Origin of the sequence: Myxococcus sp. CA023, assembly GCF_010998615.1 — a bacterium.
Taxonomy (GTDB): domain Bacteria; phylum Myxococcota; class Myxococcia; order Myxococcales; family Myxococcaceae; genus Myxococcus.
The window spans coordinates 32,373-59,167 of record NZ_JAAEAH010000003.1 but is presented as its reverse complement, the minus strand read 5'-3'; the positions used below and the strand labels follow the sequence as shown (position 1 = coordinate 59,167).

Genomic DNA, 26,795 nt, shown 5'->3' with positions numbered 1-26,795 from the left:
AAGGTCAGGAGGTTACGGCGCCAGGCGCCTCAGTGCTGGGTCTCTCGGTCCTTGATGAGCCGCTCGAGCTCCTCACGGATGATGGTCTCCGCCAGCTGCGGTACCACCTCCCAGGCAATCTTCTCGATGACCTCGCGGGAAGCCTTCGAAAGCGCCTCGCGCAGCAGGGCCTCGCCCCCATCCGCGGCAGGCGCACGCGCGCTCGCCGGCCTGGCCGCGACGGGCGCGGGGGTGACGATGTCCAACGAGATCTCCTCCGCGTCACCCTGGTCGGGCAGCGAGTCCTCGATGCTGATGGACGGCTGGGCCGCGGCGGGCGCGGGCGCACCCAGACCGAACGGATCCCTGCCCCGCGCGGCGGGCTGCGGCGCCGCCCCGGGAGGAGGCTGCGGCGCGCCAACCGGCGGATGCGCGAAGCCACCCGGCGCGGGACCACCCGGCGGAGGCGGCACGCCCGGACGCGCCACGGCGCCCGGCGGCATTCCCGGACGCGGCGGAAGGCCCGGCGCGGGACCACCCGGCGGAGGCGGCACACCCGGACGGGCGCCCGGCGGCATCCCAGGCCCCGGAGGACGTGCGCCCGGCGGCATCCCAGGCCCCGGAGGACGCGCCATGCCCGGCGGCATCCCAGGTCCCGGAGGACGCGGCGCGCCCGGCGCACCCGGTGGCGGCATGCCAGGTCCCGGAGGACGCGCCATGCCCGGCGGCATCCCAGGTCCCGGAGGACGCGCACCCGGCGGCGGCACACCCGCACCCGGCGGACGCGGCACGCCCGGCCCCGGAGGAACACCCGGACGAGCCCCCGGCGGAGGCGCGGGACGGGCCCCCGGCGGAGCAGCGGCGGCGACGGGCGCGGGCGCCGCGGCGGGCTGAGGAGCCGCGTGGCGCACCTGCGTGGCGGCAGACGCGGGCATCGTGTTGGACTTCTGGCCGACCAGCGCCTTCACCTTGTCGAGCAGCACCTGGCTCTCGAAGGGCTTGGTGACGTGGTCATCGGCGCGGGCGGCGCGAGCGCGGTTCTCGTCGAACGCCTCGAACGTGCCGGCCAGCAGCACCACAGGGATGCCCTGGGTGGCCGGGTCGTTCTTCAGCGCCTCGCAGACCTCATAGCCGCTCTTGCCCGGCATCATGACGTCCGCGAGGACGACGTCCGGACGCAGCTCGCGGGTGCGGGAGATTGCGTCCAGCCCGTTGTCCACCGCGGTCACCTGAAAGTCCTCGGTCGCGAAGATCATCCCGATCACCTTGCGGATGGTGAGCGAGTCATCGGCGACCAGCAGATTCTTGGGCATCGGTTCGGGCCTCGGGGAGCATCCACTCCCCTGAATTCGTTGGTGATTCCCGCCGCGAGGGTTGACTCGCGGCAGTCTGACAAGTGGGGCAGCTTACGAGTTGCCCTCTGGGACGATCAAGAAAACATGCGTTGCAGGTCCAGGAACGCCACAGGCTCGCTCAACCCGGGAGCACGGAAGCTCCCCGCGGTGTCGTCCGGCTCGAAACGTTGCATGACGCCGAGCACCCGCGTGGCCGTCAGCCCCACGTTCCGCCCGGCCAGTTCCGTGAGGACGATGAAGGGCTCCGGCACGGGCGCTTCCCCCAGCAACGCGGGGACCGAGCAGACAGGCCACAGCACCTGATCATGCGGAAAAATACCAGCCACCGGTCCACTCTGCACGGGCAGGACGCTGAAGGCCTCTCCCCGGCTGATGACCTGCGACACCAGGCCCAGGGGGACTCCGAACAATCGACGCTGGGACTCGAAGACGAGCGCGCGGTCCGGAGCCGCCTCCGCCCAGTGCACGGGCCGGGCGGCAACCGCCGCCGACATCGAACCCACCCGGTGCGGCAGCGCCTCCGCGATGAGCTCCAGGTACAGCCGCGACTTGTGCAGCACCGCGCCCCGGCTCAGCGGCGCCAGCGAGTCCGCCAGTCCCGGTGGCAGCAGGAAGAACGGCGCGCGGGCCACGTCCGCCACCTCCACCACGGAGCGCACGCGCACCGCCAGGGTGGGACTCACGTCGAGCACCACCACCATGCCCGGGCCTTCCTCGGGCGGCCCGCCCAGCAGCGCGCAGAGATCCTTCACCTCCAGCACACCCCGCAGGCTGCTGCCGTTGGCGCCCGGCATCGCTACTTCCATGACAGACGTCGCTTCCACGGCGTAACGGGTTTCCCCGGCCTCAACGAGAAGGCAAAGCCGACGGCCGCTTTCGAAGGGGGACACGGGGGCCGACCCTAGCAGCCTTCCATCGGTTGGTGCTAAGCCGATGGGAGATGGCGCGAATCCTCCTCGTCGACGACGAAAAGATCGCCCGCACCCTGTACGGCGACTACCTCACCGCCGTGGGACACGCCGTCACGGCGGTGGGCACGCTACAAGAGGCAAAGGAAGCACTCGCAGGCGACCGCTTCGACGCGGTGGTGACGGACCTCATCCTCCCCGGTGGCGACGGCATGGAGGTCCTGCGGCACGTGCGGGAACACCACCCCGGCGTGGAGGTGGTGGTCATCACTGGCCTGGAGAAGGTGGACCCCGCCGTGCGCGCCATCAAGAGCGGCGCCGCGGAGTACCTCGTCAAGCCGGTGGCCCCGGAGGCGCTGCAGCACGCCGTGCGCCGCGCGCTCACCACGCGCGACCTGATGCAGGAGAACGCGTCGCTGCGCCGCCATGTGGCCATGCTGGAGGCAGGGCAACGCATCGCCACCACCCTGGACCGCGAGAAGCTGGCCGCGGCCACCGCCAGCGCGCTGCAGAGCATGGCCTCCGCCAGCGCCGTGGTCCTGCTGGAGCGCGACTCCGCCTTCGCGCTGCGGCGCCACGGCACCAGCGGCCTGTCCACTGCGCTGGAAGAGCCGCTCATCGCCGAGCTCATCGAACGCCTGACGAACGAACGCGGGCCGCGCGAGTTGGACGGCCTGGACGCGCCCTTCCCTCGCGCCGTCTCCTTCCCCGCGCTGGAGGGAGACGCCGTGCTGGGACACGCGGTGCTCTTCTTCGGCGGCACGGGCGCGGAGTGGGCGGGCGAGACGGCCAGCTTCCTGGTGCGCAACTGGGCGCTCGCGCTGCGCAACCTCGGCCGCTTCGCCGCGGTGGAGGACCTGGCGTACGTCGACGACCTCACGCGCCTGTTCAACACCCGCTACCTGCACCTGGTGGTGGACCGCGAGGTCCAGGACGCGCTCCAGTCACAGCGCACCTTCAGCCTGCTGTTCCTGGACCTGGACCACTTCAAGTCCATCAACGACACCCATGGCCACCTCGTGGGCTCCAAGGTGCTGGTGGAGGCGGCGCGCGTGGTGAAGGGCTGCGTGAGAGACCACGACGTCGTCGCGCGCTACGGCGGAGACGAATACGTGGTGGTGCTGCGCAATACCGACTCAGGCGGCGCACTCAAGGTGGCCGAGCGCATCCGGCGCACCATGGAGACGCACAACTTCCTGGCGCGCGAAGGCCTGTCGCTCAAGCTCACCACGTGCATCGGCGTGGCCAGCTTCCCCGAGCACGCCCAGGACAAGGCCACGCTGTTGGACCTGTCGGACCGGGCCATGTACCGCGGCAAGCGGGGCTCTCGGAACGTCGTCTACATGGCGGCGAAGGACCTGGAGGCCCCACCGGCCGAGCGCCGGCAGGCCCACTCCGCGTCCTGACGGCTACCGGCGCAGGCTGCCCACGGTGAGGCGCTTCTCCGGGGTGACGTCCGCCGGAGCCGGCGCCGCGCCCTCCTTGCCCACGGCCTCAACGGCCTCGTGCGACGCGCCGGAGGTGATGAGCCGGTACTTCTCCACGGCCTCCTTCGCGTGCGCGGCCTGCTCTGGATCCAACCGGGCGATGAGCTCCCAGAAGAGGGCGGCGTGCTCGCGCTCCTCGTCCATGACGTGCTGGAGGATGGCCTTGGCGTCCTCGTTGTCCGTCGCGTCGATATGGGCCGCGTAGAGGTTGATGGCGTCCAGCTCCGCCTCGATGTTGAGACGGATGGAGCGGGCCAACTCGGTGTCCGTCATCTTGCGGGGGACCAGCGAGTGGAACGGGTTGGTCTGCGGCATGAAGGCCCTCCCGAGGCCGGTGTCGCGATATCCGGATTTCCGGATGGTGCGATGAGAACGCGGCCAGCATCCGCGCCGGCACGGTCCGGGTCAACGGATTCCCTCCAGGTGCGTTGCGTACAAGCGGTTGCCTCCGCCATGCTCGTCACATGGAAACACCCGCGCCGCTCGCCCAACTGCTCCAGGCCGTGGAGGCAGGGGATCTGACGGCCGCGCGAACAGCGGCGGCGGCACTGCAACGTGCGGGAGCGCACACCTCACAGCTGGCGGCGGAAGTGCTGCACGAGCTGCGACAACCGCTCCTCGGCGTGAAGGCCTACGCCCAACTCCTCGCGGAGGACGGCGCCGCCCCCGGGCCCCTGCGCCTGCTGCTGGCCCAGGTGGAGCGGATGGAGCAGATCGTCTCCGACTTCATCCGCCTGTCGAGCGAGCGACCGGCGTCTCAACAGCGCCTCTCCCTGGCGGCCCCCATCTGGGCGGCGGCGAAGCACTTCAGCATCAACCCGGACTCCTCGCGCATCTCCCTGGAGGTGGAGGCCCCGGAGGACATCACCATCCAGGGCAACGCGCGCCTCATCGAGCAGCTCACCCTGAACCTGCTCAACAACGCGCGCGACGCCATGGCGGGGCGCGGCCGGGTGAAGGTGGTGCTCGCGATGGAGGGCCCCTCCCCTGCCCTCTACGTGGCGGACTGGGGGCCGGGCATCCCCGAGGAGCTGCGAGCGCGCATCTTCGAGCCCTACATCACCGCCAACAAGCGAGGCACCGGACTGGGCTTGTCGGTGTGCCAGCGCATCGCCCGCGAGCACCACGCGCGCCTCGAGCTGGCCCCGCAGGGCGTCATTCGCGACGTCCCGCCCCCGGCCACCGTGTTTCGCGTGCTCTTCCCCGCGACGGACGCGCCGCCCACGCAGAAGCACCGGGTCCTGGTGGTGGATGACGAAATCATCATCCGCATGGTCTTCCGCGACCTGATGGGCAAGGAGTGCGAGATCATCGAAGCGGAGAGCGGCGAGGAGGCCCTGGACCTGCTGCAACAGGCGCCGGTGGACCTCATCGTCACCGACAAGAACCTGCCCGGCATGTCCGGCTTGGAGCTGGCGCAGCAGGCGCGGCGGCTGCACACGGACTCGCGCGTCATCCTGATGACGGGCTACCCGTCGCTGGTGACGACGCAGCAGGCGCTGGAGCTGGGCGTGGTGGACTACCTGCTCAAGCCCTTCGACGACATCCGCGAGGTGCGCGCCCTGCTGCGCTCCACGCTGGCCCGGAAGCCCGTCCCCGCGCCGCTGGAGACGAACCCCGCGATGCGCCGGGTGGACGTGCTGGAGGACAACCCGGCGGCGGCGGCGCAAATCACCCACGCCCTGTCCCTGGTGGGACTGGAGGCGCGCATCCTGACGACGACGGAGCTGGCCGCGCTGGAGCCACCCGCGGGCGTGGTGGTGAGCTGGGACTTCGCGCCCGCCTACGGGCGCAAGGCGCTGGAGCTGGGCAAGGCGCTGGCCCAGGGCGCTCCCTTCGTGGTGCTGGCCGAGCACCTCACCATGGAGACGGCGCTGGAGTCCCTGCGTGCGGGCGCCGCCGCGTGCCTTCCCAAGCTGATGTCCGACGCCTCGGCGCTCAGCCGAGAATTGAACCGCGCATTCAAACGAGAGACCCCATGAGACTCGCGCTCCTGTCCGTCCTGCTGTTGGGTGTTGCTTGCTCCTCCGACAAGCCCCCGATGCAGGACGGGCCGGACGCAGGCCGTGGCGACGCGGGCACCGGGACAGATGATGCGGGCAGCGGCGACGCGGGTTGCGAGCCGCTGGCCTCGGGTCCGGGCACTCCACTGCTCACCGGGTTGAACACGCCCCGCAGACTCGCGGCGGACGAAACGGACCTCTACATCGCCGAGTCCCACTCCCTGAATCCGCAGCAGCCCCAGCCGGGCCCCGGGCGGATCCTCCGGCTGCCACGCGCGGGCGGTGACGCGGTGTCCGTGGCCACGGGCTTCCGGGCGCCGGATGCCATCGCCGTGGTGTCGGACTCCGTCTACGTGCTCGACCTGGACGGGCTGTGGCGGGTGGACAAGGCGACGGGCGCGAAAGACGCACGGCCGCTCGATGCCACAGTGAACAACGTCACCATTGGCGGCACGGACGTCCTGCCCGCGCGGATGGGTGACCGGGACGTGGTGGTCATCGCGACGTCGCACCGCCGGCTGGTCCGCGTGGACGCCTCGGGCGGCAACCGCCAGGAGCTCTACGCCGGCACGGGCTACACGCAGGTGCGGGGAGCACGCGTGGTGGGCCAGGACGTGTGGTTCCTGGTCGCCGCGGGAGAGAGCCCCGGCCTCTACAGCGTGCCGCTGGACGGCAGTGCCCCGGCCACGCTGCGCGACGGAAGCATCACCGCCGGCACCTCGTTGGAAGTCACGCCCACGCACTTCCTCGTCACCGAAGGAGGCGGCGGAAACGGCCGCGTGCTGCGCCTGCCACGCGAGGGCGGCGCGGCGGAAGTCGTGGCCACGGACCTCCAGGGGCCCGCCTTCCCGGTGGAACTGAATGGCACGCTCTACTTCAAGGACGTCAGCACCGGCGGCACGGGCTTCCTCCGCCGAGTGAGCACCTGCACACCCGGCGCCCTGGAGCCCGTGGGCCCAGAGGGCGTGGGGCCCGGTGGCCTGCTGGTGGACGGCGACACCCTGCTCTACACGTCGCAGGAGAGCGGCACCGGCGGCGTCGTGGGCCGCGTGCCCTGATTGCCAGGAAGTCCCCCCTGGAACGACAACGGCCCCGGCGCCTCCTGACGAGGCATCCGGGGCCGCTGACTGCCGAGGCCCAGACGGCCCGGGACTCACGTCCCGAGCCCTCCGAAGCGGCTCAGTAGTCCATGTCGTCGCCGCCGTAGTCCGGCATGCCGGCGCCAGCGCCGCCGCCCTTGGCCTTGCCCTTCGGGCGCTCGGCGACCATGGCCTCGGTGGTCAGCAGCAGCGAGGCGACGGAGGCGGCGTTCTGCAGCGCGGTGCGCTCCACCTTCGTCGGGTCGATGACGCCGGCCTTCTCCAGGTCCTCGTAGACCTCCGTGCGGGCGTTGTAGCCGAACGCGCCGGTGCCCTCGCGGACCTTGTTGATGACCACGGCGCCCTCGACGCCGGCGTTGCTGGCGATCTTCCGCAGCGGCTCCTGGAGCGCACGGCGGATGATGGCCACGCCGAAGTCCTGCTCACCGCCCGGCTTCAGCTTCTCGAGCGCGGGCAGCGCGCGGAGGTAGGCCACGCCGCCGCCAGGGACGATGCCCTCTTCGACGGCCGCGCGGGTCGCGTGCAGCGCGTCCTCCACGCGGGCCTTCTTCTCCTTCATCTCCGTCTCGGTGGCCGCGCCGACGTTGATGACGGCCACGCCGCCCACCAGCTTCGCCAGACGCTCCTGGAGCTTCTCGCGGTCGTAGTCGCTGGTGACGGAGTCAATCTGCGTGCGGATGAGCTTGATGCGGCCCTCGATGGCCGCCTTCGTGCCCACGCCGTCCACGACGGTGGTGTTGTCCTTGTCCACCGTGACGCGCTTGGCGCGGCCCAGGTCGGTCAGCGTCAGCGTCTCGAACTTGTGGCCCAGGTCCTCGCTGACCACCGTGCCGCCGGTGAGGACGGCGATGTCCTGCAGCATCTCCTTGCGGCGGTCACCAAAGCCGGGGGCCTTCACCGCGCACACGTTCAGCACGCCGCGGATCTTGTTGACCACCAGGGTGGCCAGGGCCTCGCCCTCGATGTCGTCGGCGATGATGATCAACGGCTTGCCGGAGCGGGCCACCTGCTCGAGCAGCGGAATCATGTCCTGCATCGACGAGACCTTCTTCTCGCTGATGAGGATGTAGGGGTCGTCCAGGACGGCCTCCATCCGCTCGCGGTTGGTCACGAAGTACGGGGACACGTAGCCGCGGTCGAACTGCATGCCCTCGACCACGTCGAGCGTCGTCTCGAGGCCCTTCGCCTCCTCGACGGTGATGACGCCCTCCTTGCCGACCTTCTCCATCGCGTCCGCGATGATGGCGCCGATGGTCTCATCGCCGTTGGCGGAGATGGTCCCCACCTGGGTGATGGCCTTCTTGTCGGCGGTGGGCTTGGACAGGCTCTTCAGCTCGCCCACGACGACCTCGACGGCCTTGTCGATGCCGCGCTTGAGGTCCATCGGGCTGTGGCCGGCGGCCACCAGCTTGAGGCCCTCCTCATAGATGGCGCGCGCCAGCACCGTGGCGGTGGTGGTGCCGTCGCCGGCCTTGTCGGAGGTCTTGGACGCGACCTCCTTCACCATCTGCGCGCCCATGTTCTCGAACTTGTTCTCGAGGTCGATCTCCTTGGCGACGGTGACGCCGTCCTTGGTGATCGTGGGGGAGCCGAAGCTCTTCTCGATGACCACGTTGCGGCCCTTGGGGCCGAGGGTCACCGCGACCGCATCCGACAGGGTGCGGACGCCGCGCAGGATGGCCTCACGCGCGGACTGATGGAAGAAAATTTCCTTCGCTGCCATCGCAACCTCCTGAATTCACTGGGGGATTTTACTGGTACGACACGGGCCGTTAGCACTCGGCCATGGCGAGCGCCAACATAAGGGCCGCCTGAACGATGTCAACCAGGAAGGGTGGGCGTGTAGGCGAGCGGACGGCTTGAGGCACCCTGCCGGGAGGGGTGCCGTGGGCTATTGCGCGAAGCGGACCAGGGTGAGCAGTTGGCCCATGTCCAGGGGCTTGTGGAGCGTCAGGGCCACGCCCTTGCGCAGGCCGCGGTCCGTCACCGAGCCGTCCTCGCTGCCCGTCATCAGCAGCACCGGGACGCTCTGGAAGCGGGGGTCCGCCTTGAGCATCTCCGTGAACTGGATGCCGTCCATATGGGGCATCACGTAGTCGGTGATGACCATGCTGACCTGGTTGCGCTCCAGCACGTCGAGCGCCTGGAGCGCGTCGGACGCCGAGTAGACCGTGAACCCATGCATCTCCAAGAAGCGAGAGAGCATCGTGCAGAGTTCGAGATCGTCGTCGACGACAAGGATGTTCACGGGACTGAGCGCCGCACCAGGACGGGCGAAGGAACGTAGCAGCCGTGCGCGGCGTTGACAACGAAGTGCGCGGCTTCATATGTCGCGGCCCCATGGGGACGCGGAAGTCGAAGCGAACGGGGGTGAGCGGGATGGAGGCGCTGGACGCGGCAGCAGAGGCCTTCGAGACGGGCGACTTCGAGGCGGCCCTGGCCGCCGCCGACCGCAGCCTGGCCCAGGCCCCGGACTCGGTGGACGCCCTGCACCTGCGCGCCGCCGCCCTGGTGGAGCTGGGCCGCCTGGAGGAAGCCGGCCGGGCCTTCGGCGCCGCGCTGAGGGTGTCCCCGGACGACTTGGAGGTGCTCCTGGGCACCGCGGACTGCCTCATCTGCCGCGCGGGCGAGGACCGGGAGGCCGTGGAGGAAGGCCTGGGCTTCTGCGCGAAGGGCAAGCGCCTGGCGCAGAAGGCCGGCGACGTGGAGCTGCTCTATGAGTTCCTCCTCCTGGAGGGCATGGGCCTGAACCAGGTGGGCGAGTGCCGCGCGGCCCTGGCGAGCCTGGACGCGGCGCTGGGGCACATGCCGCGCTCGGTGGACGCGCAGTTGGAGCGGGGCATCGCCCTGTTCGAGCTGTGCCGCTTCGACGACGCGAAGGGCGCCTTCGACAAGTTGCTGAAGGACACGCCCGACGAGGCCTGGGCCCACCAGTACCTGGGACTGCTGGCGGAGCGCCGGGGCGACGAAAAGGAGGCCCAGCGCCGCTTCACCAAGGCCCAGGCGCTGGTGCCGACGGAGTTCTTCCCGCCGGTGGAGCTGGGCGAGGCCGAGTTCGACCGCGCGGTGGAGGCCGCGGTGCAGTCCCTGCCCGGCCACGCGAAGCAGTACCTGGACAACGTCACCATCGCGGTGGAGGACCTGCCGGCGGACGAGGACCTGCTGGGTGAGGACCCTCCCCTGTCACCGAGCATCCTCGGGGTGTTCCGCGGCCTGGCGGTGGGCGAGCGCAGCGTGACGAACGCGTTCGACCACGTCCCCGCGTCCATCGTGCTGTACCAGAAGAACCTGGAGCGCTTCGCCCGCACCCGCGAGGAGCTCATCGAGCAGATTGGCATCACCGTGATGCACGAGGTCGGTCACCTCATGGGACTGGATGAGGATGACCTGTGGCAACGGGGGCTGGACTGAGCGCCGCGAGCGCCTGGCGGATGCCGTCGCGGTACGGCGTCTTCCGGATGTCGCCGAGCAGCGCCCGCAGCGCCGAGTCGTCCATGATGACGGGCGAGGTGTGCAGGTAGTGCATCTCCCCCAGCTCGCGCATGAACGGGCTGAAGAGGCCGATGAGGCGCACCATCCCCGGCCCCAGCACCGAGTACTTCGCGGGGTGGCCAGCCTGGGCGTAGATGTCCTCCACCAGGGCCGCCTGGGAGGTGACGCCCGCGCCCCCGAGGTTCCAGAAGCGGCCGTAGGCGCCCGGATGGTCCATGAGCGCCGTCACGGTGGGCCCCACATCGGGCACGTAGACGAACTCATGGGGTGTGTCGATGGGGCCAATGAGCTGGGCGCGCTTGCCCTGTGAGGCGGCGACGAAGGCGCGGTGGAGGAAGCTGTTCTCCACGCCCGGGCCGTAGAAGTCCGGGAGGCGGAGGATGGTGACTTGGATGGAGCCCGCCTTGTCTGCCGCGAGCAGCAGGTCCTCCTGAGCCTTGCGCAAGCGGCCCTTGTTCGTGTGCGGCACGCGGGGGTGGGACTCGTTGACGACGTCCGTGCGAGGCCGGCCGTAGGGGTACACACTGGCGATGAAGACGATGCGCTCCACGCCCTCGGCGATGGCGGCGTCGAGCGTGCGCTTCATCAGCTCCGGGTGGAGGTGGAACTGCCAGTAGGGAACGCCCACCAGGTAGACGAGCGTCTGGACACCCCGGGCCGCGGCCTGGATGGAGGCCATGTCATCGGGATTCCAGGTGACGATCTCCGCCTGAGGGTCCGCCCCGAACTCCCGCTGGAGTCCCTCCCGGGAGCGCCCCACCACGCGGTAGCCCCGCCCCTGCCCCCGCAGCGCCTGCGCGATGCTGTGTCCGACGACGCCCGAGGCGCCGAACAACGCAACCGTGCCCATATCCTGCTCCCTTTTCCGAACGGCGAGTGGTTTGTGAACACCGTTCATGAACGACGTTCATCTACTGCTGGGCGTTCAGTTGGTCAAGGCCTACACTGGGAGCATGGGGATTGCGGAGCGGAAGGAGCGACAGCGGGCGGAACTGCGCGAGCAGATTCTGCGAGTCGCCCGGGACATCGTGGTGAAGGAGGGCTTCCCTGCCCTCTCGATGCGCAAGCTGGCGGACGCGGTGGAGTACGCGCCGGCGACGCTCTACCTCCACTTCGAGAACCGGGAGGCCATCGCGAAGGAGCTGTGCGTGCGCGGCTTCCAGGAGCTGCTGGCCATGCTGGAGCCCGCGGCCCAGGTGGAGGACCCGCTGGAGCGCCTGCCCAAGCTCGCGGAGGCCTACGTCCGATTTGGAATGGAGCACCCGGAGACGTACCGGCTGATCTTCATGGAGGACGCGAAGCTCTCCACGGCGTTGTTCGGGGACCACCCGGAGGGCCCGGGCCCAAGGTCATTCGGAGTGCTGGTGCAGGTGTTCGTGGACCTGCTGTCGGCCGGGAGGCTGGAGGAAGGCACGAAGCCGGAGCAGCTCGCGGAGGTGCTGTGGGCGGGGGTTCACGGCATCGTGAGCTTGAGGCTCACGTGCACGGGGTTCCCGGGCACGCCCGCGGACGAGCTGACGCAGGTGCTGGTGACGACGTTGGTGAAGGGATTGCCTGGGTTGAAGGCGGGCCGGGCGCAGAAGAAGGTCCGGTGAGCCCGTGGCCCTTGGTTGACGGAGTCCGGAGGGTCCGGCGTTAATCGCTAACGGTAGGGCCTCCGGACCTGGTGGCCGGCTCGGTCTTCAAAACCGATGAGGGGCGCCGAGAGGCGTCCCTGGCGAGTTCGATTCCCGTGCCCTACCGCCATAATTTCCCATCTGAACCAAGCGGTTGGCGCGGTTCGCGTCGAGGCTCGAGTCGTCCAGACAGATTCACAGACGATCAGTCAGTTACGTCCAAGGGGTGCCAAGGCTTCGAAGGCCTGCATCCTTTTCGGGCGCGAGCTGCCCGCGCAACTTAGAACTCCTTTCAATAATGCCGGGCAAGCCTCCTTTCAAAGGAGTTCTTAGGCTGATCTAGTGCGCAGCCGGCCTTCGTAATCACGCTTGCCGAGCGGTACACCGCGCGAGCGGAGGATGTCGTAGGCAGTGACGGCGTGGAAATGGAAGTTCGGCAAGGAAAACGAGAGAATGAACGTCTCCGACGTGAAGGCGAGCCTCCGCGGCCCGATCTGAAGGTCCAGGTCCTTGCCCGCGCATTGGTCAACCTCGTCGGGCGTGAACGCCTCCAGCGCCACTTCCGCTTTGCCGATCATCGCCTGCAGGTCGGCGAAAGGGACCGGTCCGACTAAGGCCGGCGGGGCGAACACACCGGTCTTAAGGGCTTCCACCCCCCACACGGAATGGTGACATGTGGCTTCGACCTGAAAGTGGAAGGGCGCCATGTCGTCGAAAAGGCGCGCGTTCACGAAGTCGTCGGGATCAACACCCGTCTCAGCGCAGTGCTTGGCCGCACGGTCGAGAAAGCCTGCGACGGCCCTCACGGTCTGCAGGAAGGTGGGCACGCTGAGGTCGTAGAGTGATGTCGCCATCGGATTTCCCTCGCTTTCTGGCGCTCGCGTTTCCGCCTTTTCAGCATGCGCCCGAACGACCACGGCAGCAAGAACCGGGCGTTCGAAGCCGTCCGTGGCGAACTCCTTTCAATAATGCCGGGCAAGCCTCCTCAGCAGGATGAGGCTGCAGCCCAACTGGAGGAGGGCGAGGTGGATGTCGTCCCGACGCTCCTCGCGCACTCGCAGCCGCTTGAGGTTGTGGAGCCATGCCAGTGTGCGCTCCACCACCCAGCGGTACCGCCCCAGTCGCTCGCTCGACTCGATGCCCCGGCGGGCAATGCGCGGGATGATGTGTCGCCGCCGGAGCCCTCGCCGGATGTCCTTGAAGTCGTAGCCCTTGTCGCCATGCCCCTTCTCCGGGCGCCTTCGTGGCCGGCCTCGGCGCCCGTTGTGCACGGAGGGGATGGCATCGAGGAGCGGCAGAGCGCACTTCTTGTCGTGGACGTTCGCTGCGGAAAGCAGCACTGCCAGCGGACTGCCCTTCCGGTCCGTCACGACATGGTGCTTGGTGCCTTTCTTCCCTCTGTCCGTGGGGTTCGGGCCGGTCTTTAACAATTGAACCCGGCGTTACATGATGGGGCAACTGAACTCTAACCACCTCTGCATCAGCGTCCCAAGCATTATCCACGAGTTCCTTCAGCGCCTCCTCAGACGAGCGATAACCTTCGCCCAAGAGTGATGCAAGCCGAGGATCCACTTTAAATCGAGCTGACTTGTTCATAACCCATGCACTTCCTTGCTGTTCAAGGCAACAAGAGCCAGACATAGTCAAAGTTCCAGGGAAGTGTACCTACTACCCTGAAGGGGTGATGTGAGGCTGCGAGTCGCCTGCTTCCGCAGCCTCTGTGGTGGCGGACGGATGTTCGACGTCGGGGCGCGTCTCAGCTAACTGCCATCAAAGCGCAAGCCGAGCACCCAAGGTATCGCGCTCCTTCATCGTTGTCCCCGCGCCGAGGGCCGCGGAATACCGAGCCGTTCCATCTTCGACTTCAGCGTGTTCACCGCAATGCCGAGTTGCTTCGCCGTTCGCTCGATCCCCCAGCCACTCCGCGTTAGTGCAGCCACCAGATCCTCTCGCGTCAGGTCAGTCGGGCGTTTCCTCACCGGCGCTTCCAACTTCGGCAATGCCATCTCCGTCATCACCTCGACATCGCCCCCGAAGGCGAGAGCCCGCGCCTCAAGATGCTCCGAGAGCAACTCGAACGAAAGTTCCACCTGCGTTGGAGGCTGCGCCGCGTACTCAACTTGCTCGGGTGGCGAGCTCTGCAGAGCCTTCTGAATCTCATCGAGGCTAAGGCTCAGAGAGGTCTTCCTTGCCTCAATATACGCATCCTTCCGCTTCATTAGAGTGCGCCGACTCCGTGCCCTTTCCGCAACGGTCCACACTACCCCCTCAAGTTCTCTCACATTACCCGGCCAGGGCTGCCTCTGAAGCAACTCAAGCGCCTGAAGACCGACTTGGACGTCCAAGTGCTGTTCGGAGCGAAGTCGTCTTACGAACGTCTGCACGAGTAACGGAATGTCGTCGCGACGTTCCTCAAGCGTCGGTACCCGAACGATGCTCCCGAGACTTAAACGATGGCACAGATCGTTTCGAAGTCCGCTACCCGCGAGAGGCACCTTGGAGGCAGAGATCAGCCGGAAGCGAGGCCGCTCATATTTCCTCCCAGCGGGAGCCCCCAACGGCGCATAGTCTGAGTTTCCATCCAGGACGTCGAGAAAGAAGCGCTGAGCCTCGACCGGCATCGACTCGACCTCGTCGAGAAACAGCGTGCCATCGTTCGCATAGGGTATCTTTCCCAAGCGTTCTTCGCTTGCACCTGTGAATGCCCCTTTCACGTGCCCAAGCAACTCGCTGCGGATTGCGTCGGCATTATCGGGGAGTGCTGCACAGTTCACCGAGGAAAACGCGCCCCCCAACTCACTAAGTTCATGGACCTTTCGAGCAAGGTAGCTCTTCCCCGACCCAGTCTGGCCGAGGAGGAACACAGGGAGTCTATTCAGAGAGGCCTCAAGAACCGCCATGTTCAGTCGCTCGGTGACTGGAGACTTCGTCCCAATCTTTCCGACAAACGTCTGCTCTGATGGGAGTTCTAGAACAAAGGTGATCCTTCCAGCGTTCGCGAGTAGCACTGAATGACCGACCGAGACCACAGTGTCGGAGCCTATCTTTATACGCTCAAGTGGCTCATCTGGTGCATTGAGCGGGTACTCGGAAAGGAAGCTCCCATTGCGACTTCCCAGATCGCGGTACACCCAACGACCATCAGTACGACAAGAGAGCTTTCCGTGAATGCGCGTCACGGAATCGTCGCGAAAAACCACCGACATATCCGAATCGCGGCCAAAGGTATAAGTCTTGTCCTCATAGATACGAAGATAGACTGGCGACTCACCTCGACGGGAGATCTGAATCCCGCGCGGTTCAAGATACCGGAGCGCTCCCGTGGACCTGGGGGGCGGGAGCTTTGCAGTTCCGATCTCTTCGACTTTCGCTGGCCGCGTCGGCTTCCGGTCGTCTCTCATTGGTTCTCCGGATGGAATCCTGTCAGAATTGATGGATGCTTGCACGGCCCATCAGCCACGAAGGGTCCGGGACGACCCAGCCAGCCTCCGCCAACACTGACGGCACACTAGGTGATCTGGCATCCACCGCATCCGCCGTCGGGAGGGGCTCCAGAACAGAGCCCGACGACCACATGCGCATAAGCGACGACTCTTTCGACTCACCAAGCGGGCGTTGAGAGACATCCAGGTTCCTCGTCACAGTTGATGGCTTTGTGAACAACGCCTTCAGGACTGGTCCCAGGCAGCGCGGGCCCCGTACCAGACAGCAGCTCCAACAGAGATCGCCAAGAACGCCACTCCAGCGGCAGCCCCCACCGCGACGATCGTTGCGGGATCGCCCTTCGCATGTACAGCGATCCCCCTCGAGACATCCACCGCCACCTTGATCGACTTCGCCATCACTTCACTGTTGGCCATCTCGTCCATCCTTTGCCCGTTCGGCAGACGGAGCGGCCCAATTCACGTTTTGCGCCAGCTCTTCCGAGCGCGTAACCCCCTGTTTCCATTGAAGGCCTTCTGACGAGCCGGCAGGAGCCAAGCCATCAACCATCAATTCTGATGGCAACGAACCATCACCTTGCATCGGTGAGCGTCAAGGTAGATTTCGCGTGAAAGGATTCAACGGATGCGCTTCACCCCGCTGCTACCGCCAGCCCCCTCCCCATGCGCAAACGCTTTACCGAGACTCACGGCATCTCAGTCCTGTTGCGGCTAGGGCAAGCGAACAACGGCTGCATCAGGTACGCTGTACGAATGGAACGGCAACAATTCGCCACGCTCTACGCAAAGGCGCAGCAGCATCGAGACCAACTTCGGGGGAACTCGCAGCTCGCGGAGTTCTTTCCGCCCGGGAGCCGGCCCTTCCCTCCAGTCCTTGGCTTCGGGCTGCCCCATAATGAGCGGCCCGTCCCTGTAGTCACAATCGCGCTGAACGCAAGCGCCGAGGAATTCCCCATACATCTCCCCATTGGGGACGACATCCAGAAGCAGTGGGTCGCGCAGGGCAATTATTTCGCCAACCCCTATGAAAACTGGTGGTCCCTCGCAGGTGAAATGCTGAGGGCGGCAACCAACGGGCAGCTCACCTATGGGTCGACAGCGGCGCATGTTGACTTCACCGCGATCGTGACGACGAACGGGATGGATACAACCTACAATAAGATCAAGAACCGGGTGCGCGAGGACGTGCGTTCGTGGATGGAGCACTCGCTGACTGACACCTTCGTGCAGCTCCTGTCGAGCCTCGTCCAGACGAACGGCACCAAGGCGGCGCTGGTCTTGGGCTTCGCCCCTGCGTTCCCCGGCAAAGACGATCGGGCGGGGTGCATCACGCTCGACGACACCTTCTGGCGAGCAAACACGAGCGTCAACTTCGTCGGCGAAGACGGCGTTGCTGAGAAGGACCAGCCGACAGTTTCCTGGGGCCGCATGACGGGCCGGTGTGTTCCGGAGAACCTGCGAAAGTTGCCATTCTTCTTCGTGTCGAAGGGCCCAAGCTCGTTGTATTCGACGGTACGCGGTGACGACGCCAGTCGGGCACCACTCGTCGCTGCTGCGGCACGACTGGCTCCCCACCTCGGAAGCGTGCTGGGAATAACGAGCGCGCCCCGAGCAGGATTCATGGTGCGACGTAAGTCGCCTACGTCCACCGCTACGTAGGGCGTCGGAGTCGTCAGCCGCCGATATTAGCGAAGTGCCTTCACGGCACGGACGAGTCGCAGGCCCCGCTCATTGTAGTTGATGATGGCCTGATCCAACCCCTTGCTCAGGTTGGTATAGGTATTGAACTCGGCGGTGGGGTTGACGCAGTTCTTCGTCACTCCCGTGCCGACGAGGTTGGTCGTGCGGTACTGCTCTGCGCTCCCCTCGGGGGCCTGGAGCATCTCGCGGGATGCCTCCAGAGTCACGTGGGCGTCGCGGCCCACGTACACAGCACCGTCGACGACCAGGATGTCGTCGGCCGGAAAGCCGGCTTCGATGAGCCAAGGTCGACCGCACACCTCTCAATCAGAACACCCAAAGGCAAACTCTGAATCCACAAAATAGCACAATTCACGACACCCATGAATATGTCAATCTTCACCTCTGGTGTACTCGAGGTGATCTCAGAAGACACTCGCGAGCCTGCGAACCTCGGCGGCCAGCTCCGGGTACTTCTCTCGCCCCAGGAACAGCTTGCGTCCCACGACGAATGCCGGGCGGATGGGCGGAATGGCGCAGGTCGTCACCATGGCCTGGTCTCTCTGAACCTTTTCCATGATGTCTGGCGCGGATGCACGCGCCAGAACCGCGTCGGGGTCCACCGGCAAGTCCCTCACGACCTCCCGAGTGACACGCGCCCCCACGTCGTTCTGCCAGCGATAGATCTTCTCGATGACCTCCCAGAAGCGTTCGGGAACCGCTTCTCGGAGTGCCTCCGCGAACCCCGCGGCGAACACGCTCCCCGCCCGGTACCCCGTGATGCCATGAACCCACCGGAACCGAACGGCACTCCGGGCATCACCCAGCGCATCCATCAAGGGCTTCTCGCCCCCCGCCCACCAACCATAGACGAGGTCCCCCAACTCGATGACCTCCACCCTCCCCTCACCTCGCGAAGGCACCTCGTCACGGGGGAGCACGGGCGCTGGAAGCTGAACCTCGGGCTCGCGGCCCAACACCCTCTCCAGGCCGAAGCGCGCAAGCGCCATGTCCGTCCGCAGGCCATCCCCTCCCATGGAGAGCTGCTGCTCCAGGAGAATCTTCGGATCGAAGAGCCGATCTCCTTCGTGCCGAAGCAGCACCGCCCCCATCCCCTGAACCCATCGCTCAAACGCGGCTTCAGGCGCCTCGCCCTTCGCCACGTCGCCGCTCAGGGCCTCGTTCAGTTGCTCCACGGCCTGCTTCGCCTTGGCCCCCAGGAGCTTTGCATCCAGAGAGGAATGCAGCCGCACGGTCGCGAGCAAGGACGGCATGTCGCGAATCGCGGCCAGTCCCGTGAGGAACACGCGCGGAGCGCCCGCCATCCCGGGCAGCGTGTACAGCCGGGCGTGCTGATGCGCGATGAGGAACTCGGTTCCCAAGTCGCGGATGCACCGTGCAAACACGGGATGTCGTGGGGGCTCGTTCGGGACCTGGGTCATTGCAGGATGAGGCGGAGGTAGGGGGACAGGGCCTGTCGAAATGCACCATCGTCGACTTCGATGCCGGTCGCAGGCGCTGGCGCCTGCAGGCCGTAGCGGCGCGCCAGTTCTTCCAGCACGAGCATACGCTCGCCGCTCGTCCGCGTGGCCAGCACGATGGCGTCTTCCATCTGCTTGCGCAGGTTCTCGGCGTCCGCAATCGGACGGCCGCCCATGCGAGACGCGAATCCTTCAAGGACCACCCGGACGGCTTGAGGGTACGTCAAGGACTCGGTCGCCAGCAGGTAGGCCAGCTCCAGACGCGGATTGGTCAAGTGCATGCCGGCGTTGTCCGTGTTCACGGAAACGCGAAGTGCGGGTTCGTCCTGCAGCATACGCGCCACCGGATGTGCCGACCATGGGTCGAGCCCGCTCAGCAACACGTTCGACGTCGGGTTGATTTCGATCACCACGCCGAGGTTGACAGCCTGGACCAGGAGTTGTCTCCGTTTCTGCTCCATCGCCAGGAGCGCCTCCACCGTGTAGCGCTCCTTCCCGCGAACCCACACACCCTTTCGCTCCTTGAACCCCAGGCTTGCCATCAACCTGGAGTTGACACGCACCGGGTGCCCCGGGTCGACGAAGGAGGTGCCGAGAATCACACCATGGCCGACGCGATCCGACCCGTAATCGAGGACGAGACGCACGTCTTCCAGCAACGAACTCAGCGAAACCTGCCCCCGCACCTGCTCGCCCGCATGGACGGTGATCCCCAACAAGCCCCGGAAGCCATCCCGCGGCGCGAGGTAGTTCGTTTGATGCTCAACCCCGACGTGCGTGATGGCGTCGCGCATCACCCGATTCCAGACGCCCAGTTCCCGTGCGCCCACGGTCCCATCCTGAATGGCTTGAGCCAGCCTTTCCGCGACCACAAGGGGAGGTGTATTCGCAGGTAGACCGAGACGTTGGACGAGGAAATGGAAGCGGAGGTCCGAACTGGACTCGAGGAATTGCTGAACACCGTCTCGCAGCCCTTCGTTGCCTTCGAGCAGTCCCACCAGTTGCTGACGATTGTACTGATGGACCTCCAGGAAGGGCTTGAGATAGGCAGCTCTCAGCCCCACCGTGTCCTTTCCGCGGCCTCCGGATTCCAGCCCGCTCAGATCGAACCCAAGAACGTAGGCCAGCTCGTCATCGCGGATTCGGCGCATGATCTCCGGGATGAACTTCGGATCCGCCGCGTAGTTCTTCACCTGCGTGACAATGAGGCCCTGAACAAAATCCGCTCCAGATTGCCTCATGGCCTCGAACCAGGCCTCGACATGATCGGAGAGTCCCTGGCGCAACTCGAGCATCGACACGCCGTGCTCATGCAGGTCACTTGCCGCCATCGTGAGGAGCTCGAGGCCCGATTTCCTTCCGAGCAGGAATCGCTTCTGCCGAACGAACTCGGCGAAGAATGACGTGAGCAAGGGCTTCATCGTGGCATCGGCCAAGGGCATCGAGACAACGGCCTGGATGCGCGCGATCAGCTTCTCACGCAACACGTGGAGGACGGCCGCATCCTCGGGCGTCGGCCTGACGAGCGAGGATCGGTAGGCCTCGTCGTACGCCTTGAGGGCGGCCCGCGCGTCTTTCTGGGACTGCGTGAAGCGAGCACGATCCGCTTCGGAGATGCGGCGCCTCTCCTCACGCCCGGAAAGCAGATCGTTGACGGCCTTGATCCAGCGATTGAGCTCCCCGCGAGTGCTTCCGGGGTTCGCCGTATCATCAATGAGTGCCTCCAAGTGCCGGACGATGTGTTCCGCCTCGAGCATGCCCCCCAAGTGGAGGTGGGTCTCCGCCAGCGGCAGCAGCCCTGGTGACGCCAGATCCCTCGCATCGCGCCCGCCCAGCAAGCGAAGGAGGATGTCCGCCAATCTCTGGGTGCGCTCCACGCTGACTTCATTCGCCGCAAGGGCCGTCTCCCCACGCGGCATCACCAACGTGCGGAAGAACTCCGGATTCATCGCCACGTAGGCCTCGACCAGAGGTCCTCGTTCCCGAAGAATCTGCCGCAACTCGGGGGGCATTTCCGCGAGGCGAGCAACAACCGTCGCCTCATCTGGCACCGTCGCCGCGACGAAGCCGACACCCGGCTCCAGGCTCATCGCCCGGACGTTCGCGGTATGTGTCTCCACCTGCAGCCGCAACGTCTCGATTTCGAACGCGATGCGAGTCCGGACGTCAGGGTCCGTGGCCAACCGAAGCGCCTGTGCCCGCTCCTGGATGATTCGCGGGAGCTTCTCCAGCTCGAGCCTGGCCTCCCACGCGATGGTTCCCGGCCTCGCTCCCGGATTGGCGCCGAACCACTGCCGGACCTCCGCCAGCAACCGCTGCACGGAGCCGCTCAAGCCCTGGAGCTGGCGCATGGAACGCGCCGTCTGCACATGCATGTGGATGTCCACGGCCCGTGCCTGTGGTCCCACCTCGAGCCACACGCCGACGATGACGTCCTTGTGTGACACGTAATGCACCTGCACCGAGCCTCCCGTGAGCTTCGGATTGACGTGGACGGGAACCCGGTCACGCAGGTCTCGTGGCAGGGAGAGCGATGGGTCCTTCGCGCGCCCCGCGGTGCCGGGCTCCACCAGCTCCACCAGACGCGCGGCTTGCTCGCGCACCGCGGCCGGATTCGCGCCCTCGCGCACCACCAGGTGCACCTGGCCATCACGAATGACCACTGCGGCCTCCGCCGTGAGGCTGCCCTGCAAGCGCGCCATCTCCGAGGCCGACACCGACGTCACCGGAACCTCACGAGCAAGTGCCCGCGCGTCCTCCGGGAGCCCCTCCTCCATCTGCGTCCGCACCGCTTCCAGGGCCTTCGCCGTGCGCGACACCTCTGAATGTGCCTCACCGCTGCGGCGGCCTACGTCCGCATCGAATTCAGCCGACGTGCGGCCTGGATGCATCTGCTGGTACTCGGCGATCCGCGCGGCGCGCTCCCCTTCGAGCATCTGGTTGAAGTCGGCCTCCGTCCGGCCTCGGCCCTCCGCCAGGAACCCTTCCAGATGCAGGCGTCGTTGTTCATTCACCAGCGCCTGGAAGTCCTGCTCCGAGCTCCCCGGGTTGCGACGCTGGAACTCGCGAAGCGCCGCCTCGTGGGACTCCGGAGAGGTCAGCAGATGCTCGTGCGACAACACGTCCGGGGTACTTCCAAGCCGGGGGCCACGAGCAAACCGCCAGGCCGCGCCGCCCACATGGCTCACCGAGGCGTGCCCTGCACTCATGGCGAGCCCCAGGGCCAGCCCGTGCCCCATCTGCTCCGAGGTGCCACGCACGATGTTCACCAGCGGGTTGCCATGCTCCCAGACCTGGTCGTTCGCCACGTTGGCGATGACGGCGGAGGGCAGCGACTGCACCGCGTTCTCCATCGTCTGCGCGATGCCGTGTGCGGCGAGCTGGCTGAGCCGCCCGCCTTGCAACATGCGCTCGAGCATGGCGATGGAACGGGTCGCCTGCGTCAGCCGCCCGGTGCTGCCCACGAAGAGCTGCCGCAGCGACATCGACAGCCGCTGTGCCGCCCCCCTCATGCCAGCGCGCGTCACCACCGGCGCTGCGACGGCACGGCCAATCTGGCTGATGCCCAGCAGGCGATTGCCAAACCCCGCTGTCAGCCCCCCGACCAGGGCATCCACCAGCCCCAGCCCCAGGTCCATGAGGATTTCCTCGTGGCCGTACTGGTTTCCCAGCAACAACCACCGCGTCCCCATGGAGGCGGCCGTGCTCGCCATGGACGCGATGATGGCCAGCGCAATGGCGGCGGAGGCCCCGCCGGTGAAGATCGCTCCCACTCCCCCCACAATCAGCGCCACGGTGATCCCCACCACGTTGGCGATGCTGTCGGTCATCTCCGCCACCGCGGCGCGATGGTCCTCCACGGCGGTCCGCACCGCATCGGCGTGGAAGTCGAAGTCACCCAGCAGCCGTGCCCGCTCCTCCGGGGAGACGTCCGCGTCGTACATGCGGTCGGCGAGAGCCTCCAGTTGGGCCAGGCGTATCTGCATGAGCGCCTGCTCGGGGCCCGCGATTCCCTGCGAGGGTTCCTCCAGGGCCATGCGTGCACGCTCGATACGGACCCGGTCCTCGATCGTCTCCGGGGCCCCCATGAGCGCGATGCGCATGTCCATGTCATCGGAGCCGCTCAGCTCACTGGCCGCGCGACCGTCGAGCGTCTCGCCCGGATTCTCCCGGGCCCACTGCGCCCGCATCTCCTCGAGCTCTGCACGGGAGGCTCCCTCGATGGCTCGACGAGCCCCCTGCTCATCCGTGCCCGCGCCACGCACCGAGAAGTCGAAGCGCTGGTAACGGGTGAGGTATCCGCCCTGGCGCAGGAGTGTCCGCGCGCGCTCGCCGTCCACACCACTGGTGGATTCATCGAGCGCCGTTGCCAGCGACTCGCTGTACGTGCCGGCGTATCGCTGGCTCAAGGCGGTCATGTTCCCGTCAGCGAGGGCTCGCGCCTCCACCTCCAGTTCCGCCTCGATCTGACGCTCGACGAGCTGCTGCCTCCGCCAGCGCTCGGCAGGCGTCCAGCGTTGGCCGGTCTGCTGCCTGAATTCGGCCTCCTCCAGATCGAGCAGCGCCATGAGGGCACGGCGCCGCTCGGGTGCCATGTCCCTCCGGACTGCATCCAGCGCTCGGTCGTACTGCGACTCGAGGACCCGGTTCATCTCCGCATCGGAGGCGTAGAACGTGCTTTGACGCTCGATGGCGAGGCGTGCCGCGTCCGCGCCGGTCTGGTCGTTGCGTGCCAGCGACAACACCAGGTCGCGGTTGGGCCCACTGAAGCGAGTGGCGAGGTCCTCCTCCAGCGAGCCCCCGATGTGGCCGTACGACGACAGCCCTCCGTAGGCATTGGTGATGGCCTGAACGCGACGGGTGATCTCCGCCTCGAACTTTTCATTGGACCAGTCCGCGCTGCCGGGCACCTCCGTGACATCCCTGCGGACCTGCTCGTAGATGGCGGCCACCTCGTCACGAGCCCCCGCCTCGAACGAGGTGCCATAGGTGAGGTTGAACGCGTTGGCCCACGAGAAGCCGAGCACCTGCTGATTGATGGCGATGGCGTCTGCCGTCGCGGTGTCGCTGCGAAGCAGGGCGTCGGCGCGATCGGCATCGTGCGTGGTGAACGTGGCCCAGTCGTCCAGTTCCTCCCGCAGCTCGGCCTGGAGATCCTGGTGATACATCTCCCGGTACAACCGGGAGATTTGCTCGACCTCCTCCGGAGTCTTGTTCCGGAGGATCTCCATGATGGCCGCTTCGTCCGTCCCCGCGCCGGTCCCCCAACCGGCCTCCTTCATCGCCGTGTGGAGCGCGGCGGCGTCAGCTCTGTTCCGGTCCCCCTCCAGCAACGCGCGAGCTCGCTGGTATTCGGCCCCGGACAACTCGCCCTTGCTGTCTTTTTCGAGGTCCAGTCCGTAGGTCTGCCGGTAGCACTTACGCAGCGCCAGGGCCTCGAGAGGCCCCAGCCCCGTCATGGCTCGGAAGGCGCGGGCCTCGTCCGTCCCGATGCCCGTAATCCCCCCGTGGTAGGCGCGATAGATTTCGCTCGCCCGATGCGAGGCATCGAATTGAGTGTTCCCAGCGGCGCGGGCCACTTCGGCGAACACCGTCCAGTGCAGGTCGGAATCCGTGAACAGGTCCCGGATGCCACTCTCCAGTGAATCCTTGCGCTGGTTGAAGATGCGCGCCCGCATGCCCGCGGCCACGGCACCAATCGGATCACTCGCCCCCTCCGCCGGGTCCGGATTGAAGTAGGCGTGGACGAGAGCCTGCTCCTCTGCGGACAGCGCGTTGGCGGCAAGCAGCGCTTGTTCAGAGATCCCCGCGGAGGCCGCACGCTGAACCCGGTCGAGCATCGCCAGGTCGCCCGCGACGGCCTGGACCGTCTCCTGGTTTTGCAGCGCCTCCCAGGCCTCGGCGTTGGCGCGAGTCTGGTCCGCCCAGTCCTCGAGCATCTCCAGGAACGACTCCCAGAAGTCCCGCTCCTCGCCCAGTTGAGTCGCGGCCCACTCGCGAATCGATTCGCGCCCATCGTCGCCCGCGCTGGCCAACTCCACTCGGTAGCCTCGACCCGCGTCGCGTGCCTCGCCCTTCAGCCGCTCGAACTCGCGGCGTAGGAAGGCTTGTCGCTCGGTGAGCCAGGCCGTGCTGCGGGCCACATCCGCCTGGACCTCCACCTGACTGCGCTCGCCCCGGTCCTCGTCGAGTTGGAACTCGTCTCGCTGAGCCGCGGCCTCATAGGCAGCCCGCTGGTCCTGCTCGGCCTGGACGAGTTCCTGCTCGCGGACTGTCGCCGACCGGCGATACAGCGCGTCCGCTCGCGCCACGCGCCGGTTGATGTCATCCAGGAGCGCGTCTCGCTGCGCGGTGACGGAGGCGGTCGGTGAAGAGGCCCCTCCCTCCGCCGCGCGCGCGCGCGCCTCCATCCAGATACGGCCGCCCGCCACCCCGTCACTGACCGCCTGACTCGCGCCTCCGAGTTCAGCCGTGGCCTCCGGAAGCGACATCTGGAGGCTTTCCTCTTCCAAGCGGGTCCGCTCGTCGAGCACGCGCCGCCGCTCGTCGACGGCCGTCTGGAGGTCCTCCTCCGCGATACCTGCCTCGGCGGCGATGGCGTTGAGCTGTTGCTCCAACGTGCGCTCGAACTCCGGAGCGAACGTGTCCTCGCCCAGGTGGGCCGTCTCCGTGACGCGCTCGAGCGCGCCGTTGGGGTACGCACTCCTCCGAGCCGAGGAGACCCACTCCCGCGCTTCCTCCCCTTTCCGGACAAGCAGCCGCGCGATGACCTGCGCCGTCTGGGTACGCCGCGCTGGAGTGAGCGGAGGAACTTCAGGGGGCCTGGGCTCCTGAAGTGCGACGGGCGTGCCACGACCGGGCTCGGGGGCCGAGCGCTCCATGAGGCGCTCGCGCATCATGAGCAGCCGGAATCGTGCCTCGTCATTGGGGTCCGAGACGGGAGGCCCCTCATCGAGCACCCGGTGGAGCTGGCGGATGAGGTCCGCCGACACCGGCCGGTCTCCCGACCTCGGGTTGTTTCCAAAGGGGCTCACGGTGAGCGCGGGGGGCGTCTGCGTGGGAAGTGGCAGCCCCGACTTCACCTCGACGCCCCTTCGGGCCGAGGGAACCGGGTCTTCGGGAGTCGGCAGTGTCTCCGGAAGCCCTTCAGGCACCGGCGGCATCGCGGTCTCGGCACTGCGTGGAACGTCCGTGGCGCGGAGGCGAATCAGCTCCGCGCGAGACTCCGTCACGGACCGCACCTCTCGGGCGCCGCCCGTGCCCGCCGTCACCGGAGCAACCTGAATGGCCGCCGTCCGGCGCTGAATCTGGGCACGCACCGCGGCCATCGTGGGCGCGCTCGCCGTGCTGGCATCCGCTACGACGTCCAGGGGGGAATCGGACAACGCAGGCGTGGGCTCGGGCACCTCTGGCGCCGCGTCAGCCGCCGCCATGCCACCGCCAGCGTCCACGCCTTCCTGGCCCTCTTCGACTCGCGCCACCTCCACCGCCGGTGGCTCCTGCTCGGACGTGCCTTGTGCCTCCTCCGGCGCGGATGGCTCACGGTCCTGTGAAGCCCTGGCCGTGGCAGCGGAGGGGCCCGCGTCTCGCGCATCGTCAGGCAACACCTCGCTGCCTGCCTCTTGATGCGGCGAAGGTTCGACTGCCGCGCCATCCTCCGCACGCGTCGAGTCAGCCGTCGGCTGCACTTCATCGGGAACAGGCGATTCCTCCGGCGGCGCCTCCAAGGCTTCGCTGTGCGCCCCCGCCGAGGCGTCCTCCATCACAGGTTCGTCCAACCCCGTCTCGGAGAGGAATTCGGGGGCGCCTGAATCCACGAAGGCGGCGCCCGGCGCCTCGCCATTCATTGGCGCCAGGTCGAGCGGCTCCGAGCGCGGCGCCTGCAACAGCGGTGATTCGTTCCCCTGCGATAAAGGGAATATCGCCTGCGCGCTCAGGCGAAACATCAAATAGCGCGGCAGGCGCGGGGACTCCGCTCGCTGTCGCGACTGTTCATCGCGTCGGGCGACTGGCTCGGACGCGCGTGCCCGGACGTCTGGACGGGAAACCGCCTGCGCTTTCACCCGTGCCTCCTTGTCAGCTCAAGCCAGGCCAGATGCCCCCTGAATCATCGACACAGAATAGCCAGACTCCCAGACGAGGCGGACGGCCTGACAGGTTCTACGCATTCCACCCACCGCACCAAGGCCTTCTCACGCCCGTATAAAATCCGACACCATTCAGACACATAAAGTGCGAGCAGTCTTCACGG

Annotated in this window: 18 protein-coding genes, 1 tRNA gene and 1 pseudogene; 7 read left to right on the top strand and 13 right to left on the bottom strand. The window is 67.0% G+C overall.

All coding sequences use genetic code 11. From position 1 onward, the window contains the following. Window positions 1-29 precede the first annotated feature (29 nt). Both romR and F8M74_RS01470 read right to left on the bottom strand, forming a co-directional pair. Entirely contained in the window at window positions 30-1,292 is a 1,263-nt protein-coding gene (romR, locus tag F8M74_RS01475; protein ID WP_141252810.1) for a motility regulator RomR, read from the bottom strand. 116 nt (window positions 1,293-1,408) lie between these two features. Then, window positions 1,409-2,224: a chemotaxis protein CheW gene (locus tag F8M74_RS01470; RefSeq protein ID WP_141252811.1), complete on the bottom strand. Its 816-nt coding sequence runs from the start codon at window positions 2,222-2,224 to the stop codon at window positions 1,409-1,411. Between the two features lie 50 nt (window positions 2,225-2,274). Between F8M74_RS01470 and F8M74_RS01465 the strand changes: the two genes are divergently transcribed. Then, the gene (locus F8M74_RS01465; RefSeq protein ID WP_141252812.1) at window positions 2,275-3,648 is read left to right on the top strand and encodes a diguanylate cyclase; all 1,374 of its coding nucleotides are present in this window, start codon (window positions 2,275-2,277) and stop codon (window positions 3,646-3,648) included. A 3-nt stretch (window positions 3,649-3,651) separates the two neighbouring features. Here the strand turns inward: F8M74_RS01465 and encC are convergent, their stop codons facing one another. Then, complete coding sequence (encC, locus tag F8M74_RS01460; protein ID WP_141252813.1) at window positions 3,652-4,044, bottom strand: encapsulin nanocompartment cargo protein EncC; 393 nt, start codon at window positions 4,042-4,044, stop codon at window positions 3,652-3,654. Between the two features lie 149 nt (window positions 4,045-4,193). Between encC and sinK the strand changes: the two genes are divergently transcribed. Beyond that, window positions 4,194-5,711 (top strand): hybrid histidine protein kinase/response regulator SinK, encoded by a 1,518-nt coding sequence (gene sinK, locus F8M74_RS01455; protein WP_153881034.1) that lies wholly within the window; start codon window positions 4,194-4,196, stop codon window positions 5,709-5,711. Next, window positions 5,708-6,790: a signal integration modulator SinM gene (gene sinM, locus F8M74_RS01450; RefSeq protein WP_141252815.1), complete on the top strand. Its 1,083-nt coding sequence runs from the start codon at window positions 5,708-5,710 to the stop codon at window positions 6,788-6,790. Before sinK ends, sinM begins: the two co-directional genes overlap by 4 nt. 121 nt (window positions 6,791-6,911) lie before the next feature. Here sinM and groL read toward each other — a convergent pair whose 3' ends face one another. Together groL and F8M74_RS01440 are read right to left on the bottom strand one after the other, a co-directional pair. Beyond that, window positions 6,912-8,555 carry a chaperonin GroEL gene (gene groL / locus F8M74_RS01445; RefSeq protein WP_141252816.1) on the bottom strand — a complete coding sequence of 548 codons (1,644 nt, stop codon included), beginning with the start codon at window positions 8,553-8,555 and terminating at the stop codon, window positions 6,912-6,914. A 168-nt stretch (window positions 8,556-8,723) separates the two neighbouring features. Beyond that, a complete protein-coding gene (locus tag F8M74_RS01440; RefSeq protein WP_002639463.1) occupies window positions 8,724-9,080 on the bottom strand; it encodes a response regulator in 357 nt (118 codons plus the stop codon). 92 nt (window positions 9,081-9,172) lie between these two features. Between F8M74_RS01440 and F8M74_RS01435 the strand changes: the two genes are divergently transcribed. Continuing rightward, window positions 9,173-10,243: a metallopeptidase family protein gene (locus F8M74_RS01435; protein WP_171410130.1), complete on the top strand. Its 1,071-nt coding sequence runs from the start codon at window positions 9,173-9,175 to the stop codon at window positions 10,241-10,243. Here F8M74_RS01435 and F8M74_RS01430 read toward each other — a convergent pair. Then, on the bottom strand, window positions 10,197-11,174 hold the full coding sequence (locus F8M74_RS01430; RefSeq protein WP_141279455.1) for an NAD-dependent epimerase/dehydratase family protein: 978 nt from the start codon (window positions 11,172-11,174) through the stop codon (window positions 10,197-10,199). The genes F8M74_RS01435 and F8M74_RS01430 overlap by 47 nt on opposite strands. A gap of 46 nt (window positions 11,175-11,220) precedes the next feature. On the opposite strand from F8M74_RS01430, the gene F8M74_RS01425 reads away from it, so the two are divergent. Together F8M74_RS01425 and F8M74_RS01420 are read left to right on the top strand one after the other, a co-directional pair. Next, the gene (locus tag F8M74_RS01425) at window positions 11,221-11,919 is read left to right on the top strand and encodes a TetR/AcrR family transcriptional regulator (RefSeq protein ID WP_141257901.1); all 699 of its coding nucleotides are present in this window, start codon (window positions 11,221-11,223) and stop codon (window positions 11,917-11,919) included. 52 nt (window positions 11,920-11,971) lie between these two features. Continuing rightward, window positions 11,972-12,070, top strand: a tRNA-Sec gene (locus tag F8M74_RS01420). Between the two features lie 199 nt (window positions 12,071-12,269). Here F8M74_RS01420 and F8M74_RS01415 read toward each other — a convergent pair. From F8M74_RS01415 to F8M74_RS01400, 4 genes and pseudogenes are all read right to left on the bottom strand, one after another. After that, window positions 12,270-12,794, bottom strand: a complete 525-nt coding sequence (locus F8M74_RS01415; protein WP_141257900.1) for a DUF1993 family protein — start codon at window positions 12,792-12,794, stop codon at window positions 12,270-12,272. Window positions 12,795-12,902: 108 nt separating this feature from the next. Further along, window positions 12,903-13,361, bottom strand: a pseudogene (locus tag F8M74_RS01410) (IS5 family transposase); the annotation flags it as partial. 387 nt (window positions 13,362-13,748) lie between these two features. Continuing rightward, window positions 13,749-15,341: a sigma 54-interacting transcriptional regulator gene (locus F8M74_RS01405; RefSeq protein WP_141257898.1), complete on the bottom strand. Its 1,593-nt coding sequence runs from the start codon at window positions 15,339-15,341 to the stop codon at window positions 13,749-13,751. A gap of 267 nt (window positions 15,342-15,608) precedes the next feature. Then, a complete protein-coding gene (locus tag F8M74_RS01400) occupies window positions 15,609-15,800 on the bottom strand; it encodes a hypothetical protein (protein ID WP_162295081.1) in 192 nt (63 codons plus the stop codon). A 336-nt stretch (window positions 15,801-16,136) separates the two neighbouring features. Between F8M74_RS01400 and F8M74_RS01395 the strand changes: the two genes are divergently transcribed. Beyond that, window positions 16,137-17,042 carry a hypothetical protein gene (locus tag F8M74_RS01395; protein ID WP_141341461.1) on the top strand — a complete coding sequence of 302 codons (906 nt, stop codon included), beginning with the start codon at window positions 16,137-16,139 and terminating at the stop codon, window positions 17,040-17,042. A gap of 26 nt (window positions 17,043-17,068) precedes the next feature. Here the strand turns inward: F8M74_RS01395 and F8M74_RS01390 are convergent, their stop codons facing one another. The 3 genes from F8M74_RS01390 to F8M74_RS01380 all read right to left on the bottom strand — a co-directional run bounded on the left by F8M74_RS01390 (window position 17,069) and on the right by F8M74_RS01380 (window position 26,430). Beyond that, the gene (locus F8M74_RS01390) at window positions 17,069-17,383 is read right to left on the bottom strand and encodes a M57 family metalloprotease (protein WP_306441953.1); all 315 of its coding nucleotides are present in this window, start codon (window positions 17,381-17,383) and stop codon (window positions 17,069-17,071) included. A 105-nt stretch (window positions 17,384-17,488) separates the two neighbouring features. Continuing rightward, on the bottom strand, window positions 17,489-18,469 hold the full coding sequence (locus F8M74_RS01385) for a hypothetical protein (protein ID WP_141257895.1): 981 nt from the start codon (window positions 18,467-18,469) through the stop codon (window positions 17,489-17,491). A 32-nt stretch (window positions 18,470-18,501) separates the two neighbouring features. Then, the gene (locus F8M74_RS01380) at window positions 18,502-26,430 is read right to left on the bottom strand and encodes a hypothetical protein (RefSeq protein WP_141279671.1); all 7,929 of its coding nucleotides are present in this window, start codon (window positions 26,428-26,430) and stop codon (window positions 18,502-18,504) included. Window positions 26,431-26,795: the final 365 nt, after the last annotated feature.